Origin of the sequence: Streptomyces sp. NPDC002044, from assembly GCF_040296725.1 — a bacterium.
In the GTDB taxonomy this organism is placed as follows: domain Bacteria; phylum Actinomycetota; class Actinomycetes; order Streptomycetales; family Streptomycetaceae; genus Streptomyces; species Streptomyces antarcticus.
In genome coordinates this window covers 1-15,046 of the sequence record NZ_JBEOXU010000077.1, presented here as the reverse complement: position 1 = coordinate 15,046, position 15,046 = coordinate 1, and the positions used below count along the sequence as shown (strand labels likewise).

Annotated in this window: 15 protein-coding genes; 4 read left to right on the top strand and 11 right to left on the bottom strand. The window is 73.9% G+C overall.

Features of this window, described 5'->3' with window-relative positions; translation table 11 throughout:
- Positions 1-90: 90 nt before the first annotated feature.
- Positions 91-1,998, bottom strand: a complete 1,908-nt coding sequence (locus tag ABT106_RS19780; RefSeq protein WP_351278927.1) for a glycoside hydrolase family 5 protein — start codon at positions 1,996-1,998, stop codon at positions 91-93.
- 357 nt (positions 1,999-2,355) lie between these two features.
- Between ABT106_RS19780 and ABT106_RS19775 the strand changes: the two genes are divergently transcribed.
- The 3 genes from ABT106_RS19775 (at position 2,356) to ABT106_RS19765 (ending at position 4,108) form a co-directional block, all read left to right on the top strand.
- Positions 2,356-2,658: a hypothetical protein gene (locus tag ABT106_RS19775; protein WP_267726219.1), complete on the top strand. Its 303-nt coding sequence runs from the start codon at positions 2,356-2,358 to the stop codon at positions 2,656-2,658.
- A gap of 195 nt (positions 2,659-2,853) precedes the next feature.
- Complete coding sequence (locus ABT106_RS19770) at positions 2,854-3,312, top strand: Crp/Fnr family transcriptional regulator (protein WP_267726221.1); 459 nt, start codon at positions 2,854-2,856, stop codon at positions 3,310-3,312.
- 352 nt (positions 3,313-3,664) lie between these two features.
- Positions 3,665-4,108, top strand: a complete 444-nt coding sequence (locus ABT106_RS19765; RefSeq protein WP_351278923.1) for a subtilase-type protease inhibitor — start codon at positions 3,665-3,667, stop codon at positions 4,106-4,108.
- A gap of 151 nt (positions 4,109-4,259) precedes the next feature.
- Here the strand turns inward: ABT106_RS19765 and ABT106_RS19760 are convergent, their stop codons facing one another.
- From ABT106_RS19760 to ABT106_RS19715, 10 genes are all read right to left on the bottom strand, one after another.
- Positions 4,260-5,111, bottom strand: coding sequence for a GNAT family N-acetyltransferase (locus ABT106_RS19760; protein WP_351278921.1), 852 nt, complete (start codon positions 5,109-5,111; stop codon positions 4,260-4,262).
- 63 nt (positions 5,112-5,174) lie between these two features.
- A complete protein-coding gene (locus ABT106_RS19755) occupies positions 5,175-5,612 on the bottom strand; it encodes a hypothetical protein (RefSeq protein WP_351278918.1) in 438 nt (145 codons plus the stop codon).
- A 158-nt stretch (positions 5,613-5,770) separates the two neighbouring features.
- The gene (locus ABT106_RS19750; protein ID WP_351278916.1) at positions 5,771-6,253 is read right to left on the bottom strand and encodes a VOC family protein; all 483 of its coding nucleotides are present in this window, start codon (positions 6,251-6,253) and stop codon (positions 5,771-5,773) included.
- A gap of 125 nt (positions 6,254-6,378) precedes the next feature.
- Entirely contained in the window at positions 6,379-9,945 is a 3,567-nt protein-coding gene (locus ABT106_RS19745; RefSeq protein WP_351278913.1) for a bifunctional glycosyltransferase/CDP-glycerol:glycerophosphate glycerophosphotransferase, read from the bottom strand.
- A 204-nt stretch (positions 9,946-10,149) separates the two neighbouring features.
- A complete protein-coding gene (locus ABT106_RS19740; RefSeq protein ID WP_351278911.1) occupies positions 10,150-10,524 on the bottom strand; it encodes a hypothetical protein in 375 nt (124 codons plus the stop codon).
- 117 nt (positions 10,525-10,641) lie between these two features.
- Positions 10,642-11,061 (bottom strand): roadblock/LC7 domain-containing protein, encoded by a 420-nt coding sequence (locus ABT106_RS19735; protein WP_351278908.1) that lies wholly within the window; start codon positions 11,059-11,061, stop codon positions 10,642-10,644.
- Between the two features lie 95 nt (positions 11,062-11,156).
- Entirely contained in the window at positions 11,157-11,966 is an 810-nt protein-coding gene (locus tag ABT106_RS19730; RefSeq protein WP_351278906.1) for a transcriptional regulator, read from the bottom strand.
- Positions 11,963-12,373, bottom strand: coding sequence for a hypothetical protein (locus ABT106_RS19725; protein ID WP_351278903.1), 411 nt, complete (start codon positions 12,371-12,373; stop codon positions 11,963-11,965). The genes ABT106_RS19730 and ABT106_RS19725 overlap by 4 nt, the downstream gene beginning before the upstream one ends.
- A gap of 160 nt (positions 12,374-12,533) precedes the next feature.
- Complete coding sequence (locus tag ABT106_RS19720) at positions 12,534-12,776, bottom strand: helix-turn-helix domain-containing protein (protein WP_502979432.1); 243 nt, start codon at positions 12,774-12,776, stop codon at positions 12,534-12,536.
- 275 nt (positions 12,777-13,051) lie between these two features.
- Entirely contained in the window at positions 13,052-13,600 is a 549-nt protein-coding gene (locus ABT106_RS19715; RefSeq protein ID WP_351278901.1) for a TetR/AcrR family transcriptional regulator, read from the bottom strand.
- 168 nt (positions 13,601-13,768) lie between these two features.
- Between ABT106_RS19715 and ABT106_RS19710 the strand changes: the two genes are divergently transcribed.
- On the top strand, positions 13,769-15,019 hold the full coding sequence (locus ABT106_RS19710; protein ID WP_351278899.1) for an RsbRD N-terminal domain-containing protein: 1,251 nt from the start codon (positions 13,769-13,771) through the stop codon (positions 15,017-15,019).
- Positions 15,020-15,046 lie beyond the last annotated feature (27 nt).

The following is a 15,046-nucleotide window of genomic DNA, read 5'->3' as shown; positions in this document are numbered from 1 at the left end:
CGCGCACCGGCCGCGCACCGGCCGCACACCGGCCGCTCCGACGCTCCGGCGTGAACACGCGTACGGGAAACGAGCCGCCCGGAGCGCGGGTCAGGCCGGGGGCAGGGGCCGGCAGAGCAGGGCCGCCGGGGAGGGGCGGGCGGCCGCGCGAGTGGTGAAGGCGATGCCCGCCGCGTACTCGGTGGGCAGGCACTGCCCCTTCAGGTGCCCGGTGGCGAAGTCGGCGCCGGGTCCGCCCGGCGGGCGGTTGTCGCCACGGTCGAACCACAGCGTGCGCCCGCCCCCGGGGAGGACCGCACGGGCCGGGGCGCACAGGGCCGCCGAGACCCGGTCGCCCCGGCGGCTGTAGCCGGTCAGGAACTGGCCGGCCGGGCACTGGAGCTTCGTGTAGCCGGTGGCCCAGTCGCCGCCCTGCGGTACGTACGCCTCGTCGCGGACCACCGTGTGTCCGCCGGCCGGGGCGCGCAGGTCGGAGGTGGAGCACAGCCCGCGCCCGCCGGTGTGGGCGAGGCCGGCCAGCCGGGAGCCGTCGGGGCACACCGCCTTGCGGGCCCCGGCGTCCCAGTCGCCGCCGGCCCGGGTGCGCAGGGAGGCGTTGTGGTCGCGGTGGTCGGTGGTGAGCTGGTACCAGGCGGGAACGGCCGGGACCGGCCCGGTGCGGCCGGGGGCTGTGGTCAGGGCGGTCCAGGGTCCGGTGCGCCAGTCGGCGGCGTCGAGCACCCCGGATCGGCGGCCGGCGGCGTCGTAGCGCAGCACCGCCCAGGTGTCACCGCCGGGCGTGCCCTGCGCGGTGGTGCTCCAGCCGACCAGGGGCCAGTAGGCGAAGTCGGCGTCGGAGCGGGTCAGCCGGTCGGTGAGGCGCTCGAACCAGGCACGGGGCGCGGCGCCGTTCTCGTCGGCCCCGATGCCGAACTCGCTGATCCAGACGGGCGCGGTGAAGTGCGCGCCGGTCTCGGCGGAGACGAAGAACGCCTGCTCGTAGAGGATCTGTTCCAGTTGCGCGCCGGTCAGGTCCTGGTAACGGGGGTCGCTGGTCTCGCCGATGCCGGTGGCGCCGCTGTGCCGCGGGCCGGTGTAGCCGTAGAAGTGGGCCGAGTAGACCAGCTTGCCGGAGACGGTCAGGGTGTGGGAAAGGGCCCGGACGGGGGTGAGGGTGGGGCGGCCGTGCGGAAAGCCGTCCACGGGCAAACCGGTCCAGTTGATGCCCTCGACCACGATGAGCAGGTCGGGATTGGCCTCGGTGAGGATGCGGTCGGCGGCCTCTTGGGCGGCCGCGTGCCAGTCGTGCTGGTCGCCGAGGCCCCAGTTCGGGTCGTCGAGGACGTCGCGGCGGACCTCGTTGTAGAGGTCGGCGCCGACCACGCGCGGGTTGTCGCGGTATCGGCGGGCGAGGAAGACCCAGTCGTCGGCCCACCGCGCGGTGGATTGGCCGCTGTTCCAGCGCTCGTTGCCGTCGAGTCCGCAGCACCAGCGGGTGGTCACGGTGTGGTTGTTGAGGATGACGGCGAACCCGGCGTCGGTCAGGGCCGCGACCACGGCGTCGAAGACCTGGAGCGGGGTGCGGCCGCGCAGCGCGGGGTTGGCGGCGACGGCCGCGTCCGGGATGGGGGCCGCGGTGCGGAGCATCTCGTTGGAGAAGGGCAGCCGGACGCTGTTGAGCCCGAGGGCGCGGAAGTCGGCGAGCAGGACGGACATCGGCACGCGGTCCAGGCCGAGGGGGATGCCGTGGGCGTTCTGTCCGCTGTGGTGCGCGGCCGGGTCGGCGCGGTCGCCGGAACCGGTCCAGGAGCCCTGGGCGCCGTCCCAGTTGCCGGAGCGCAGACGGAACCTCTCGCCCCGGGCGTCGACGATGTGGCGGCCGCGGGTGGACAGCGGCGGGGTCCAGGTTTCCGCGGCGGCCGCGACCGGCACTGGCTCCGGTGGCGCGGCGGCCAGGACGGGCGGCCCGCCGGCCAGCAGCAGCAGGGCGCAGAGGACGGCGCGCATGAGGCTCTTCATCTCGCTCCTGCCGTGGTCGGCCGCCCGGGGCGGGCTGCGCCGCGGTCAAGTTACCGGCAGGTCCCCGAGCAGGGAAGCCAACGGGCGTACGGATGGGGCCGGTCGGCGAGACGGAAGGGGCGGCGGGAGGGACGGCGCCGAAACGGCGGGGAGCGGCGGCGGGGAGGGCCGGCGGGGAGGCCGGCGGGGGGTGAGCGGAATGCCGTGATTCGTCGTGGCATGATCCGGATCGCGTCAACCGGAACCCACTGGTGCCACCCGTTTACCCCCCGTAACCCTGGCAAAAGCGCCACGCGCCGGGTCCGGGCACCTCTACGGTGCCCTGGGGGGACGGGCACGGCACCGGAGGTGGGGCTGATGGACGACGAAGAAGACATGCGACTGGCGAGGATGACGCCGGAGATCTCCCGCCGGACCCTCGTCATGCTGCGCGGCCTGGCGGGCCTGGAGCCGCCGGAGCAGGTGCCCGAGGACGCCATGATCGTCGCCGACGCGATCCTGGCGGAGTACGGCACCGACGGGCTCCGCGTCCTGGTGATGACGCTGGCGGCCTGGGCGACGGCGCAGATCGAGAACGTCGCGGAACTCAGCCGGCGCAGCCACGAGGCGGTGCTCGACGCGGTGGAGCTGGCCTGCCTGGAAGCGAGCGCCGAGGAGTAGGCCCCCCGGGCGACGACCCGCCCCATGGCCCGGAGAGGGCCCCGCACCGGCCCGGTTGGGGACTCCGGGACAGTACCCCGGAAGGACCGGGAGAGTACCCCGGGAAGAAGCCGTGCGCGACCGCTCTCGATCGGGCGGGTGTCGGCGACACTGGGATGAGCAGGAGCCACCGGGGGGTCGTGATCGGAGGCCGTCGTGAGCACACCTTCTCCCATCCGGATCGCCGCCGTCCTGTCCACGGAGCACCGCGGGAGGCTGATGTCGCAGGCCCGGGAGGTCCACTTCCGGGAGGGCGCGCGGATCTTCGACGAGGGCTCGCGGGCGGAGTCGTTCTGGATCGTGCGCTCGGGAACCGTGACCCTGGAGATCCCCGTGCCCGGCCGTCGGCCCGCGTCCGTGGAGAACCTCGGCCCCGGTGAGCTGGTGGGCTGGTCGTGGCTGTTCCCGCCGTACGTGTGGCAGCTGGGCGCCGAGGCGATGACACCGGTGCGCGCCTACGAATTCGACGGCCCCGGCATACGGATGCTGATGGACGCCGATCCCGCGTTCGGTTCCGCGGTGGGGCACTGGGTCGGGCGCGTGCTCGCCCTCCGGCTGCACCAGACCCGCACCCGTCTCCTCGACCTGTACGCCCCGCACACCGCGGCCCGCTGACACCGGGCCCGCCCGCGGACCGCCGCACACGGCGGCCCGCGCCGTCGGCGTGCCCGCACCCCCCGCGCCGCGGGTCGGACGAGCCTGTCCCGACGGGGGTCCGCGGCCCGCCAACACCCTGTCCGCGCGCGTTGCCGCAAGGGTTCCGGGGCGTTTCGGGAGGGTCTCCGCGTCGGTGTTCGGCCGATTCGGCCGACCGCTCCCGCACTGGTCAGCCGACTCACACCGCTGCGGTCTGCGGTCATCCGTACACGATCGGTGACGAAAAATGGGGGTGCGAACGGGCGTTCGCGGACCGCGTGGGCAAGACTCTGTCCGCTATCCGAAACAACAACCCAAGGGAGTGTTCGAAATGCGGTCCATCGCAAGGGGTCTCGGGCTCGGTTCGGCTGCCATGGCGCTCACCGCGCTCACCGCGCTGGCCTGGCCGGGAGCGGCCGGAGCCGCCCCCGCCGGTACGGCGAGCCTGTACGCCCCGTCCGCACTCGTGCTCAGCGTGGCGGCCGGGGAGGACGCCGACGCCGGAACGGTGCTGCGGGCGGTGACCCTCGTCTGCGCGCCGACGCCGGGCGGGACGCACCCGGACCCGGCCGCCGCGTGCGCCGAATTACTCGCCAACAGCCCCGAGTTGGACGCGCTCGCCGCGCCGGCTCCGAACACCGCGTGTACCAGGGAGTGGAATCCGATGACGGTCCGGGCGGACGGGGTGTGGCAGGGCCAGCGGATGAGCTACGCGTACACCTTCGGCAACCCGTGCGGCCTGGGGAACGCCACCGGCGCGCTGTTCTCCTTCTGACCCCGCGCCACCCGGAGCCGGGCGGCGCCGTGCGACCGCCGTCCGGCCGGCAAGGGGCTCGGCGAGGGAGCCGGTGAGGGAGCCGGTGAGGGACGCGGGGGGCGGAGGGGGGCGGGAGGTCCGCGCGGACCGGGGCCACCCGCCCCGCCCGTCAGCCCAGTTCGAGACTGGTGACCCCGTAGATCCCGGCGAGGTCGGCTTCGGGGGCGGGGCCGGTGTACATCCGGACCGTCTCGAAGCTCGGCGCGAGACCGAGGCCCGCGAGCAGCCCGGCGGCGGCCGCGTTCGCGTCCGGCGCGTCCACGCAGACCCGCCCGTCGGGGGCGTGCCGGGCGAGCCCCCGCAGCAGCGCGGCCGCCACCTCGGGGCCGGCGGCGTACAGGGGGCCGACCCGGGAGGGACCGGCGGACGGGCGGATCACCCCGAGTCCCTCGATCCGGCCGTCGCGGACGGCGGCCAGGGCCGTCCTGCCGGGCAGGCCGGTCCAGAGGGAGAGGAAGGCGTCGCGGGACTCGGGGAAGAACCGGCGGTCGTAGGAGGCCAGCCGCCCGAAGGGGAGCGACCCGGCGTCCACCAGTTCCACACCGGCCGGGACGCCGGATCCGCCGGGCACCCCTTCGAGACGGGTGTTGACCCACGCCGGACGGAACCCGGACCTGCGGTAGTTGTCCCGCTGGGCGACGACCCCGTCGAGGCCGACGAGCCGCCCGCGGAGCCGCTCCGTCCCGGCACGCCACAACCGGATGCCGTACCCCTGTCCGCGGTGGGCGGGGCGGGCGATGTAGAAGCCGATGAAGCCGAGGCCGGCCCCGTAGCGCACCGCGGAGACGCAGGCCACCGGTTCGCCGTCGACGCGGCCGATGAGGAATCCCTCCGGGTCGGCGGCCGCGAACGCGAACCGGTCCGAGTCCCCCGGGTTCCAGCCCTCCTCCTCGGCCCAGGCCCGCATCAGCTCCATGTCGGCGGCGCCCGCGCCGCCGATCTCGAATCCCGATCCCGTCATGTCCCGTGTTGTACCAGATGCCGGAAGGGCCCGGGCCCGGCTCCGCGGGCCGGGTACCGAGGGTCAGCCCGCGCAGATCACGTCGTCGAGCCGGATGGGGAGGGAGTCCAGGCGTACGTACGCGGTGAAGGTGTCCGTGGCGTCGGCCGCCCAGCGGGTGGTGACGGTGGCCCAGCCGACCCCGGCCGACTGGGCGACGGTGACGGGGCCGATGCCCACGCCCAGCGGCCGGTTCTGGGAGCAGAGCAGGACGTCCGCCTCCGGGGCCGCCTCCTGCTTGTCCTTGAGCACCTGCGAGACCCGGTACTCGCGGTCGTACGGAGTGGGCCCGTGCTCGCCGTAGAAGGAGGTGAGGAAGCGGCTGATCTGGGTGGCGGTGTGACGGTGCGCGGCCGACGGCGCCGGCGCGGCCGCGAGGGCGGGGGCGGCGGACAGGGCCGGCAGCGCGAGGAGGACGAGCAGCAGGGAACGGGCGCGGGGGCCGTACGGCATGAGTCTCATGTCCGGTTTGTAGCCGCCGGGGCGGGTTCGCCGGGAGGGGCGCGGCCCGGACTCACTCCTGTGGGGGGCGGGATTCACCGGAGCGATCGGCAACCCGGCTCCGCCCCCGCCCCCGGCCGGCCCCGCGGACCCGGCGTCCGCGGGGTGCGGGGCCGGGTTCAGGCGGCGTCGGCTGCCCGGCGCAGCTCCGCCACGTCGAGCTTCTTCATCCGCAGCATCGCGGCGGTGGCGCGGGCGGCCCGCCGCGGATCCGGGTCGGCGATCAGCTCGACGGCCTCGACCGGAGTGACCTGCCAGGAGAGCCCGAACCTGTCCTTGAGCCAGCCGCAGGGCCCTTCCTGTCCGCCGTCGCGGGTGAGCACCTCCCAGTAGTGGTCGGCCTCGGCCTGGTCGGCGCAGTGGATCTGGAAGGAGACGGCCTCCGTGAAGGGGAACTGCGGGCCGCCGTTGATGCCGACGAACTGCTGTCCGTTGATCTCGAACTCGACGACCATCACCGTGCCCGCCGGCCCGGGTCCCGCCTCCGTGTAGCGGCCGATCCGCCCGAGCTTCCCGTCCTTGAAGACGGAGAGGTAGAAGTCGGCCGCCTCCTCCGCGTTGCCGTCGAACCACAGGCACGTGGTGAATCCCTTGCCGGTCATGACTGCCTCCAGGCCGTTGCGCGGACGGTGGATACCCGTCCGCACATACAGACCGGCCCCGGGCCCGGATCTCATCGGTGGGCCCGGGGCCGGTCTGTGTCCCGCCTGGGATTCGCTCGTACGGGCTACTTCCCGGGCGTCCCGGTGACGCCGAGCATGCGGTCGACGACCCGCTTCGCGGCGGCGCCGTCGTCGAGGTCGCAGAACTCGGCGCGGAACGCCGCCCGCGCCCCGGCGTACTCGGCGGCGACGGAGTCCGCGTCGCGGACGGCCGCGATCAGGCTCGCCGAGTCCGCGAGCAGCGGACCGGGCGCCTTCTCCTCCAGGTCGAAGTTGAAGCCGCGCAGCGTGCCCCGGTAGTGCTCCAGGTCGTACGTGAACAGCAGGATCGGCCGGTCGGTCACCGCGAAATCGAAGATCGCGGAAGAGTAGTCCGAGATCAGCACGTCGGCGACCAGCAGCAGATCGGTGGCGTCGGGCCAGCGCGACACGTCGACGACGAAGCCGTCGCGGACGCCCTCGCGGACCTGCTCGCCCACGTTGTGGTGGCCGCGGACCAGCAGGACGTGGTCCTCGCCGAGCGCGCGGCGGGCCTCGTCGAGGTCGATGTTCAGGTCGAGCTTGTAGCCGCCGGAGAAGCCCTCGCGGTTCTCCCGCCAGGTCGGCATGTACAGGACGACCTTCTTGCCCTCGGGCAGGCCGAGCCGGCGGCGTACCTCGGCGACCCGCTCCGGGTCGGGCTTGACCAGCGCGTCCGTGCGCGGGCTGCCGGACTCGACGACCTCGCCGGCGTAGCCGAGGGCGCGCTTGAGGAGCGGGGTGGCGTAGGAGCTCGGGGAGGCGAGCAGCGTCCACTGGGCGCTGTCGTGCTCCAGGCCCTCCAGCACCTCGGGGCTCGTGTAGTAGTCGTGGACGTAGTCGTGGCCGATCTGCTTGATCGGGGTGCCGTGCCACGTCTGGACCACGGTCTGGCCGGAGCGGCGCAGGAAGTTCCGCGGCACGTTGGAGTTGACCACGTAGTAGCGGGCCCGGGCCAGCACGTCCCAGGACTCGACGCTGTCGTACTGGACGGCGCGGGCGGTCTCGGGGACCTCGGCGCGGCCGTCGCGGACGAGCCAGATGTGCTCCAGCTTCTCGCCGCGGCGCAGGAGTTCCTCGTGGATGGAACGCGGCGAGTCGCCGGCGCCGTTCCCCTGGAAGGTGTCGTAGACGACCATGTCCTTGACCGGGAGGGCGCGCTGCGCCGGGTAGGTCTCGTAGCGGGCCACGCGCTGGGCGAAGTTGGAGCGGTCGTGCGGGCTGAGCAGCGGGTCCGAGACGATCACCATGCGGTCGTGGAAGCGGGCCTCGACGCGCATCCGGCGGCCCTGCACGGTGAGCGGGTGCGGACCGGCGAAGAGCAGGCCGGGGCCCATCTGCACCGGGGCGCCGCGGTCGACGCCGAGCAGGCCGGCGGTGGTTCCGCCCTGCGCGACCGGGCGCAGGGTGGGCCACCAGCGGCCCTCGGGCAGCGTGGTGCGGCCCGCGTACGCCTCGGGGAGGGCGGGGACGAAGGTGGTCTCGAAGGAGTCCCCGTCGCGGGTGACCGGGTAGCTGAACTCGACGCCGTGCACGTTGTGCAGGACCAGTTCGTACGGTTCGTCGGTCGGTGCGAGGAAGCGGCCGCGCAGGGTTATGGCGCCGTCCTTCGCGGTGACCCCGTCGACCAGCGGCGGCGAGGGCTGCGCGGAGAGGATCAGGTGGCCGGTGTTGCCGCGCTTGGCGAACAGGGAGCGTCCCCGGTCGCCGCCGGGCAGCGGGACGACCAGGCCGGTGAACCCGCCGCGCTCGTCGTGGGCCAGCGGGTGTTCGGTGCCGTCGGCGCCGACCACCGTCAGGGTCCAGGGCTGCGGGGTCCACTCGCCGGGCAGGCACTCGGCGTCCGGGACGGCGGCCAGTGCGGCCAGCGGCACGCGGGCGGTGAAGGGAACGCGGCCGCCCGCGGCGGCGGAGGTCTCCAGCGGGAACGACAGGACGGTCCCGGTGGTGGTGTGGAGGGCCCGCAGGGTGGCGCCGGCGCCCACTTCGGCGGCGAGTTCACCGACGACGTCCAGGGCGTCGTCACCGGCCGGGCGGACGTCCAGCGCGCGGGCGCGGACCGTCTCGACCTGGATGGTGAGGGAACCGGAGACCACCGGCAGGATGCGCACGTCGGGGGCGACCCAGTGCGCGGGCGGGTTCTGGCCGGTGTCGTGCTCGCCGCCCCGCAGGCGGGCGCGGTGCAGACCGCCGGCGCCGGTCACGGCGACGGAGGTGGTCCAGACGCCGTCGCGCCAGGTGCCGCCCGACTGGAAGATCGAGGGGTCGACGACGGCGGTGAAGCCGGCCCAGTCCGCGTGGCGCAGAGCCAGGTGCGGGGAGTTGACGGTGGCCATCGGGGAGGCGACCGTACGGGCGCTGACGACGGAGCGGCGGCGCTTGCCGCCCTCGCGGAACACCAGCATCTTGCGGGAGCCCAGGCGGCTTTCGGCGCCGAGGTGGCCGGGCAGGGCGTAGCCGCGCAGGAGCAGCTTGCCGTCGGCCCAGGCGGCCTGCTCGAGGCGGCTGACGACGCGGCGCTCGCGCGGGCCGAGCGTGAGGATCCTGGGGGGCACGGGAGGGCGGCCCTGGAGGAAGGGGTAGTCCGCCTGCGGGCGGGCGAGGCCCTTGACCGGGACGCTGTAGTGGTAGTCCCGCTGGTGGTCCTGGAGGGCGATGAAGTCCTCGACGCGTCCTTCGCGGGCCAGGAACGCCTTCAGGCGGTCGGCCACGGTCAGGTCGGACCAGGGGCCGGTGCCGATCTCGCGGACGAGACCGCCGACCTCCTTGACGAACGCGTCGCGGAAGTCCTGGCCGCCCTCACCGACGTACTTGTAGATGAGCGGCAGTTCCTCGCTCAGTACGTTGTAGTCGTAGTCGCGCAGGTAGCGGGCGTACTTGGCGCCCTCCTTGCCCTTGAGGGCCTCGCGGACCAGGCGGACGGAGGTCACGCGGTCGATCAGGGAGACCGGGTCGGTGGAGCGCTGGGTGATGGAGCGCTCGCCGGTCTCGCGGACGCGCCAGTGGTAGACGCAGTCGCTGATGATGTCGACGCTGGAGGCGAAGTAGTGCGCGGGGATGCTGACCGGGGCGTCCTCGTAGAGGATGCCCTCCGGGTACTGGAAGCCGTGCTCGTTCCAGAAGGTGCGCCGGTAGACCTTGTTCCACGCGGTGCGGTCGGTGACCAGCGCCGGGAACGTGGAGATGTGGGTCTTCAGCTGGGTCTTGGCGAACGCCGCCCGGTGGCCCCAGGACTGCTGCATGCCGACGGAGCGGAAGCGCTTGACGTTGCCGCCCGCGAAGTCCGAGCCCGTCTCGTCGAGGGCCGCGATGAGGCGCTCGTACGCGTACGTGGGCATGGTGTCGTCACTGTCGACGAACGCCAGGTACTCGCTGTCCTCGTGTGCGTGCCGGGCACCGACGTTGCGGGCGGCACCGAGGCCGGCGTTCTCCTGCATGACGACCCGGAACCGCTTGTCCCGCGCGGCGAAGGCCTTCGCGATGACGGCGCTGGTGTCCGTGGATCCATCGTCTACGAGGATGGCCTCGAAGTCGGTGAAGGTCTGAGCGGCAAGGGACTCCAGGCACTCGTCGAGGTAGAGCTCGACGTTGTAGACGGGGACGACGATGCTCAAGCGCGGGGGCATGGGTGGCGAATTCTCCAGCGTTTTATGCTTTATCGATGATCGGCTGATTACAGCATCGTACTCTGTAACAGATTCTTAAAATCCCACCATCTTGGACATATCCAGACTGATCGCCGGGGCGGACGGCAAAGAATTAAGCCGCCCGCCACCTTGACGAAGGCCTCCGGAGCGGGTCCGGGACGGGCTCGCGGGTCAGATCTCCAGCTCGTTCTCGATCTTCTTCAGCTGGTGGCGGGCCATCGCGAGGTTGGCCCGGCCCCGGTCGAGGGCCAGGTAGAGGAAGAAGCCGGTGGCGCCGCGGCCCTTCAGCAGCCGGATGAGGTGGTACTGCCCGCCGAGGGTGATCAGGATGTCCTCGATGTCGTCCTGGAGGCCGAGCATCTCCATCGTGCGGACCTTGGCGCGCACCACGTCGGTGTTGCCCGCGGCGGCGACGGCCAGGTCCAGGTCCTTGCCGCCGCCGACGGTACCGAGGGCCATGCCGCTGCCGTAGTCGACGAGGGCGGCGCCGATCGCGCCCTCGATCGAAGTGGTCGCTTCCTTCAGTGCGGTTTCCACGTTGGCCATGTGAGGTTCCTCTTTCTTGTTCGCTGGTGAGCTGTTTCGGTGTGCACGGCTGTCGCGGTGCGGGTGGACGGAAGTGCGGGTGGGGAGCCTGACGGGCGTGGCGCCGCCGACGCCGGGCTACGTCGGCGGACTGCCGGGGCCCCGGCGCCCGAGGGTGTGGTCTATGAGGTCGGCGATGCGCAGGCTGGAGCGCCGGGCCTCCAGGTGGAGGCGCCCGACGTTGACGCGGGGCTCCGCGAGCAGGGTGAGGACGGCCGCCTCGCCCGCCGCGTACGTCGCCACGTACCCGTGTTCCCCGCGCACGAGCAGCTCGCGGAAGACGCCCTGGCCGGTGCTGTCGCTCAGCCGCTGGGCCACCCCGAGGGCGGCCGCGGTCAGGGCGGCCACGGTCTCGGCCTCGGTGGCGGCGCTGTCCTGGGCCAGCACGAGTCCGTCGACGCTCGCGGCGAGGGCCCCGGTGAGCTGGGGAACGCGGGCCCGGAGCCTGCGGAGCTCGGCGAGTATCTCGGCCTCCGCCTCGGCGGGCACCGTACTCATGTCGGCCCTTCTCCTTTCGGCCTGGCTCTCGGGCTGCCGCTCGGGCAGCCTGCGCTCGGAGCGGTCGGCGCGCAGGGCCGGTCGCAGCGGGAGCCTCACAGGCTTGCCTCCAGTGCGTCGCGTAACCGGCGGAGCAGTGCCACGTCCGGGGATTGGGCCTGGGTCATCCAGTCGGGCAGCGGTTCCGCGGCCGGGGCGGGTGCCGCGGCGTGCGGGGTGTCGACGAGTCCGGCCGCCGCGAGGCGCCGTACGTCGAGGAGCGTGTGGAAGGCGGGCCGTCCCAGCACCCACGCGAGGTCGGCCGGGGTGCGGACGCCGTCCGCGTGGTGCAGCAGGAGGCGCTGGCGCGGGGTGACCGTCTGCCCCGGCGCGGCGGGCCGGGGCACCACCGGGGCGGTGTCCAGCAGCGGGTAGGGCCAGACCGCGTCGAGCAGCTCCCGCCGGCGGCGGGTCTCGCGCTCGACGGCGGCGGCGGGGACGGAGCGCACGGAGCCGATCCAGTGGGTGGCCCCGCGGCGGAACCGGGAGGGGCCGCTGCCCGGGGAGAGGGCGAAGAACGCGGCGTCGAAGATCGCGGCGAGGTGGCAGATCTCCAGCTCGCCGCCCGCGAGCCCGCCGCTGTCGACGAGGAAGCGGGCGACCTGGCGGCGGGCGCCGGCCCGGTCCAGGGCCTCGCGCCAGCGCTCGGGGGCCAGGCCGCCGCCGGTGGTGAGCAGCACGTCGAGGCCGGGTGTGGCCGGACTCTCCGCGTGGACTATGCGGCCGTCCTCCAGGAAGAGGGTGCCGCGGTCGCGGAGCAGGGCGCCGGTGGCGCGCTCGGCGGCGAGTCGGGTGAGGAGCGGCGAGACGGCGGTCATCGGAGCCGGCAGCGGGACCGGCGCGGGGGCGGGGGCCGGGGCGGTCATCTGAGCACCAGCCCCTCGGCGAGGCTGCGGAGTCTGTGCCGGGCGAGGGCGAGGTTGCCCTCGGTCCGGTCCAGCCAGAGGTGGAGGAAGACGCTGCTGTCGAAGCTGGTCTCGACGAAGCGCAGGACGTGGTAGCCGGTGCGGGTGGTGACGATCAGGTCCTCCACGGGCGGGCCGGAGAGTGCTCCGCCGCCGGATATCTGTTCGTCCTCCGACGGCGCGAACGACTCGTATTCCGCGGCGGCCCGCGCCAGCTCGGCGGTCTCGGCCGCGGTGGTCTCGTGGTCGCCCACGGGCGAGTCCCCGGCGGTGCCGAGGGCCAGTCCGCTGCTCCAGTCGACCAGCGCGGCCCCCCGCGCACCAGGCAAGGCCATGGCTTCGAGCAGGCATTCGTCGATCCCGGGCACGCGGGCTCCCCTCCCGGCCGGACGTGCGGGGTGCACGGTCGTACGGCGCGACAGGAGGGAACCTACTCAACTTCCGCAGTGCGAAAAGGCGTTCTGGCATTTTCCGCTGGAACGTGCGCCGAAGCGTGTGACAGCTTGGCCGGAACCCGTCACCTTCTGATCAGGAAGCGAGCGGAAGATCGTCGGCGAGCCGGAACGAGCCTCCTTCGTGCCGCACGTAGCCCTCGTGGCTGAGGGTGCGGAGCAGGTGGTAGACGGTGGGCAGCGGGATGCCGGTGACCCGGGCGAGCCGCTTGGCCGTCGCGCCGTTCTCCGCGTACATCGCTTCCACGAGGCGCAGCGCACGCTGCACCGAACCGATCAGGGTGGGCGTGCTGTGCTTCTGGCTGTGTTCGGTGCGCATGAGTGATCCCCCTGCTCCGGTACGAGGCCTGGCCGACCCATCAAAGTCGCTCACCGGCCCCAAAACCAGCTGACTCGCGTAAACCTGAGCATAAGATCACCGCCCGTCCGTCCGGCCGTCCCCGCTCCGGGGCGCACCGGACACCTCTCTGGTCCCTTCTGCCCCTCTCAACTCTGTGGTCGCTCCCGTCACTTCCGCGTCGCGCTACGGGAGGAGCCACTCGGGAGGAGCCCCGGGAGGACCCGCTTCGGGAAGTGCCGCTACGGGAAGTGCCGCTACGGGAGGAGCCGCTCGGCCATCGCCTCGATCAGGCCCTCCACCGGGTAGGGCTCCAGCAGTGCGGGCACGGTCAGGTCGTCCACGATCAGGCCCAGCATCGCGAGGTACAGCAGCACGACGCCCTGCCGGTCCCCGGGCAGACCCGACTCCAGGTGCCAGGCGACGTTCGCCTCCAGCTCCGCGCCCTGCAACCCGGCCAGTTCGGCCTGGAGTTCGGGGCGCCGGGTGGCCTCCAGGCGCAGTTCCAGGGAGGCGATGTGGACGCTCCGCTCGCGGCGCATCCGGTCCAGGAGCTGCCCGAGCAGCACCTTGGTGTCGAGCGGGCCGACGAGGTCGGCGGGGTCGGGGACCAGACGCTCGCGCGTGCGGTGCAGGATCTGTACGAGGAGCTGAGCCCGGTGGGCGAAGTAGTTCGAGGCGGTTCCCGTCGGGACGCCCGCCTCCGCGTCCACCGCGCGCAGGGTCAGGCCGCGCGAGCCCTCGCGGGCCAGGACTTCGATGGCGGCGTCGAGCAGCGCGGCGCGGCGCTGCGGGTTCTGGCGCATGGGGTCGTCCTCGGGGATCGGCGCCGGCTCCTCGCCCGGCGCTGGGGCCCGGGCGGGGCCGGCACGCGGCGGGGTGGGCACTGCAGGCGCAGTACTTCGGTCACGGTAGCGGATGCACCGCGTCCCGGCCCTCCCCACCGCCCCCTCCCCCGTGTCAGGCTGCCCGTCATGGAGCGGATCATCGAGGAGATACGCGAGGACCTGTCCCGCCGGATCGCGGCGGCGGCGGACCGGCTCGCCGAGCGGACGCTGGCCGAGGACCCCGCCTACGCCGCCCTGCTCGGCCGGGCCGAACTGCGCGAACGCATCCATCACAACCTCCGCCAGGCCGTCGACGGCCTGGTCCGCAGCTCCCGCGGCTTACCGGTCGAGCTGGCCGACGCCCGGGCCACCGGTACGCTCCGGGCCGAGCAGGGGCTGCCGCTCGCCTCCCTGCTGCGCACCTACCGCCGGGGCGGACGGCTGCTCTGGCTGACCCTCACGGAGGCGGTCTCCGCGCACGACCGGGCCGCGCTCCCCCGGCTGCTGCCGGGCGCGACCGCGCTGTGGGACGTACTGGACCAGATGACGGACGCCGTCACCGAGTCGTACCGGACCACGGAGGCCGCGCGCACCGACCGCGACCGGGAGCGCCGCGCGGCCCTTCTCGACGCGCTGCTGGACGGCTCGGCCGCCGTGGACGGGCCCGGCGCCTCGGAGGCCGCGGCTCAGCTGGGGCTCCCGGAGCGGGGGCGCTTCGCCGTGGTCGTGCTGGCCGCCGCAGGCGCCGACGCCGCGGGCCCGAGACCCGGCGCCTGCGGTGACCCGCGCGTGCTGTGGCGGATCCGCGCCGACGGGGAGAGCGGCCTGGTGCAGCTGGGCCACCATCCGCTGGAGTCCGTACGGGAACTGCTGGCGCCGCTCCGGGTGCGGGCCGGGGTCAGCCCGGTGGTGGAGGCGCCGGCCGAGGTCGCCCGGGCGCACCGGCTGGCGGCCCTGGCCCTGCGCACCGCCCCGGCCTCGGGCGGCCCGCGCACCGCCCTGCTCGACGAGCGGCTGCCGGCGGCGCTGGTCGCCTCCCAGGCCGAACTCGCGGGGCGGCTGCGCCAGGTGGTGCTGGGTCCGGTGCTGGCGCTGCCCGCGGAGGACCGCCGGGTGCTGCTGACCACGCTGGGCACCTGGCTGGCCTGCCGGGGGTCCACGACGCACGCCGCCCAGCGGCTGTACTGCCACCGCAACACGGTCTCCAACCGGCTGCGCCGCCTGGAGCAGCTCACCGGCCGCGCCCTCTCCGACCCGGCGCACGTGGTGGAACTGGCCCTGGCCCACGCGGCGGTCACCCAGCGCGCCGGAGCGGAGGGCGCCGCGTCCCGGCCGGGGCCCGCGTCCCGGCCGGGGCCGCCGGACCGCGGACGCCGCGCGGGGGACGCGGCCCCCTGAGGCACGCGGCCTCCGGGCCGCGTTCAG